Origin of the sequence: Shimia gijangensis, from assembly GCF_900142085.1 — a bacterium.
GTDB lineage: Bacteria > Pseudomonadota > Alphaproteobacteria > Rhodobacterales > Rhodobacteraceae > Shimia > Shimia gijangensis.
This window is the reverse complement of record NZ_FQZQ01000055.1, coordinates 1-3584: the sequence shown is the minus strand read 5'-3', so window position 1 is coordinate 3584 and position 3584 is coordinate 1. Positions and strand designations below refer to the sequence as shown.

At 49.8% G+C, this 3584-nt stretch carries 4 protein-coding genes and 1 pseudogene; all 5 read right to left on the bottom strand.

Going from position 1 to position 3584, the window contains the following annotated elements; genetic code table 11:
- Positions 1-351: 351 nt before the first annotated feature.
- Complete coding sequence (locus BUC32_RS21100; RefSeq protein WP_245815233.1) at positions 352-714, bottom strand: hypothetical protein; 363 nt, start codon at positions 712-714, stop codon at positions 352-354.
- A 57-nt stretch (positions 715-771) separates the two neighbouring features.
- A pseudogene (locus BUC32_RS21290) lies at positions 772-981 on the bottom strand (helix-turn-helix domain-containing protein); the annotation flags it as partial.
- On the bottom strand, positions 982-1179 hold the full coding sequence (locus BUC32_RS19880; protein WP_073257341.1) for a helix-turn-helix transcriptional regulator: 198 nt from the start codon (positions 1177-1179) through the stop codon (positions 982-984).
- A 93-nt stretch (positions 1180-1272) separates the two neighbouring features.
- Positions 1273-2283: a hypothetical protein gene (locus BUC32_RS19875; protein ID WP_073257338.1), complete on the bottom strand. Its 1011-nt coding sequence runs from the start codon at positions 2281-2283 to the stop codon at positions 1273-1275.
- A complete protein-coding gene (locus BUC32_RS19870) occupies positions 2280-3359 on the bottom strand; it encodes a tyrosine-type recombinase/integrase (protein WP_073257347.1) in 1080 nt (359 codons plus the stop codon). Before BUC32_RS19870 ends, BUC32_RS19875 begins: the two co-directional genes overlap by 4 nt.
- Positions 3360-3584: the final 225 nt, after the last annotated feature.

Genomic DNA, 3584 nt, shown 5'->3' with positions numbered 1-3584 from the left:
TTGGATAAGAGGCTAACCCAACCTCGGACAGCCCAATAAATCAAAGCGATTGCACACGTCAAAGTGCGAGAAAGAAAGAGTTTTTCAACAAAATCGGCCCAAACTGTTGAAGGCTTCTTCAGTTTTGTCCTCCAAAAATCTCCTTTTGGCACCATAAGCGTAAATGTTGCGTTGTATCGCCACTTTGCCCTAACCCTATTCCATTCTCAGCACTATCCTGAGCTATCAAAACAAGGATACGCTTTTATCGGGGTGCTCGGTTGAAAGGAAATTAGGCGCCGACACTTGGGCACGATGACATTGGCACACTACCCTCCAACCGATGCGGCTTTCCTCATCTGGACACAATGTCTATTCAGCGACATTGGCTGCCATTTCCGTCACCGCCTGGCCAAGAGTCATTTTCTCTTCATGGAACTGGAGTTCGTATTCTCTCCTGGTTTCATCGCTGATCGAAAAAACCTTCTCCCAAGCTTTTGCACCACCGCCCAAGGCTTGCACCAATTTTGTCTGCAGCAACTCAGAATTCTGGGCAAGGGTTCGCTCACTTCGACTTCCGCTAGGGTTTCGGTTTTTTCTATTCACGACATCGGTGGGAATTTTTTGCTTTTCTTTCAAATGTTCTTTCATTTGTTTGGTGGAAGATTTTTTCCGGTAGGACCGACACCGTTTTTCCGCTTCTTCGTACGCTTTTCTTCCGGTTGGCATGCTCATGAAATACTGGTTGGTTCCATTCCGGCCAGACCCACGTGAGATCCGAATGTATCCGAACTTCTCTAGGCTTCTCAGAGACGTTCGAATGCTGCGAGTGGTGCACCCCAATGCCTCTGCGAGCCTAGCCTCGCTCGGATAACAGAGATTTGTCTTGGTATTATGATGGTACAAAAGGCGTGCAAAAACCAAAGGCGCTGATTTTGACAGCCGAATTTCAACCAGAGCAAGTTGAAGCGCCCACCATTTCTTGAGAGGAAGGCCTGCCATCTATACAGCCTCAGGTGAAGTGTTGGCTTCAATCCAGGCTTTGATGTCTTTGACCCGGTAACGAACCAGGCGGCCAATCCGCACAATTCTTGGTCCTTCACCACGCATGGCGGCAATTTCCAAATATCGTTTTGGAATACCAAATCTTATTGCAACGTCTGAGCGCGACAGCAGCCGATCTGTATCATCTAGTTTCATTTCGAACCCCGTGCTTGATTTCTGTTGCACTGAAATTCGTCGTTTCCCGGTCGGAATAATATTTAGGGGGGAGGAGATTTCCCCCCCCTATAGTTACAGCGCTCGAAGATCTTCGATCCCGACGCGCTCTGCATCAGGGATGTTTCCAAGCTTCCCTCGGTTGGGAACTGCTGCAATCCTCCATACGTCCTTCGCTGCCGTTTCCGAAAGATCAAAGCGCCTCATCATTTCACTCTGGTAATCACCACCGCTTGCCCGCTTGCCTTCAGCGTCAAACCGAGTAGCCACGCCCTCAACCCAGCGCCTTGCCTCCCCTTTCCTTTTGGCTAGGGTTGTTCCCGCCCTAAACCATTTGGCGGGAAGATCCCGCGTCATTAGATAGCTGTACAAATCATCAGAGCCCGTACGGAATGCCTTTGGCGCTAATTCCGGTGAGACCAACTTCGCGCCATGAGGTGTGGTTTCAAACATTAGAATTCGAGCTTCGATGAATCCATCCCGGATCGATTGGAAGACGCGATTAGACAATTCTACGATGCCATCGCTGTAGTCCCCCCATTCTGGTTCAACCAGTGATCGCTTCGAAGGTGAATCACCGCCGAAAGCAACAAACAACTGCATCACCAGTGGATCCATCTCTTGCTCCGATATGGATGTTGGCTCACCACGTGACTTTTTCATGTCCCTCTGAAAGACCAAGACCTTTTCAGCAGCCAAAATCACATCTTCATCGCGAGATGAGCAATTGCTTAGCATTGACCGCGCCATGGAAAGGAGCTCATCGGTATTTTTTGCCCAGTGAAGCGTCTTGCCGCCCACCATATCCTGCAAAATTCCATTTCTTAGGACATGTTCATTGATCAGCTCATATGTCTTTTCATCGTGTGTTTTTGGTCCGAAAGCATCCTTGTTCTCAACCCGTTTTTGAAGCTCCTCAAGAACAGCCATAGGCGGATCTACCTGGGCAAAATGCAAATGACCTTCGCCAGCAAATATCTTGCGCACGGCCTCTTTACTAGCAAGATCCGGAACCTGAATATCCGGTTGCCCAATCTTTTTGATTGAGTCATGTAAATGGACTTTGATTTGGGGCTGCTCGGTCATTTGCCAGCAATCCTTCTCGATAATTCATCACAGGCCAGGTTCATCGACGGCCGCAGCGCATCCAGCGATGGCCGTGCATATCTCTGTCCGGTAATCGAGAGTGGCGTATGATTGAGCAACCGACCTACGATTTCTTCCAGAACACCTGCTTCCATCGCAACAGTTGCAAAGGTACGGCGGTGCATATGAGGATTGTACTTAAGTCTTACCGGCCTTGTGATGTGCCCTGCCACGGACTTGGGAGACGGAAACACCCATTCTCGACTGAGGGGGCGCAGCGGCGCCAATATCTCATGGTGCAACTGTAAGATAGGCAAATCAAAGCTCCGTCCGTTCTTCGTCATGGGCAGGTGAATGCGATCTTCTCCGATCTGCTGCCACTTGAGCGTCAGCGCCTCAGTTTTCCTGAGGCCGGTAAACAAAAGTAGCTCGTAGAATACACGGTGGATTGGATTGGCAAGATCATCGATCGTTTCTCGCCAATCCTTCAGGTCATCAATGATCCGGCCGTCCGGTGTTTCTTCAAACCATTCTATGGCCATCGTTGGGCACTCGGCTAAATCACAGGTTCGGCGCGCATGATTGTAAATTGTCCTGAAACTGCGAAGGACGTGATTGGCGCCCGAAGGCGTTCTTGCCATCTCCCGATGGCGGCGAACAACCATCGCTTTGCTGATCTCGTCCAATGGCAACCGCATCCAGTCTTTCAAGTGCAGATCCAGCTGCGCACGCGTCCCACTCTTATGGTGTTCAGATCGAAGCTTCGGGCGCGCCAGATAAACTTCCATCGCTGCCTCAAGAGTAGGGGCTCCGATCTGAACAACCTTCCCTGCCCCCCTGCCCATTTCCAAGGCAAACCCAAGAGCTGTCTGACGCGCGGCCTGGGCTGAGATTGTTGGGAACCGTCCGATCAGAATGCGCTTGGTCTGGCCGCCGACGTCCTTTTGAAAGTACCAGGTCTTGGAGCGCTTCCCAACGAAGAGCACCAGGCCTTTGATCTCCGCATCCCAATACTTGTCCGTACCGGCCCTTGCATGAGGTAATTTCTTTGCAAATGTCTCTGTGAGCTTTGGCATATACTTTGTCGGCTTTTTGTAGGTAACTGTATGCAACTAGATGCTACACCATGCAACAGGATGCAAAATAAAAGTCAACAAAAAGAATGGGTAAGACACCAAATGATACTGCATGAAACTCAGGAGATTTGTTTGGAAAACTGAGGTCTTAACCATTACACAACGCCCGCTCAACTTTCACACTACTATTTGATTGATTTTTTGAGGTCAAGGCCCGCACTGAAG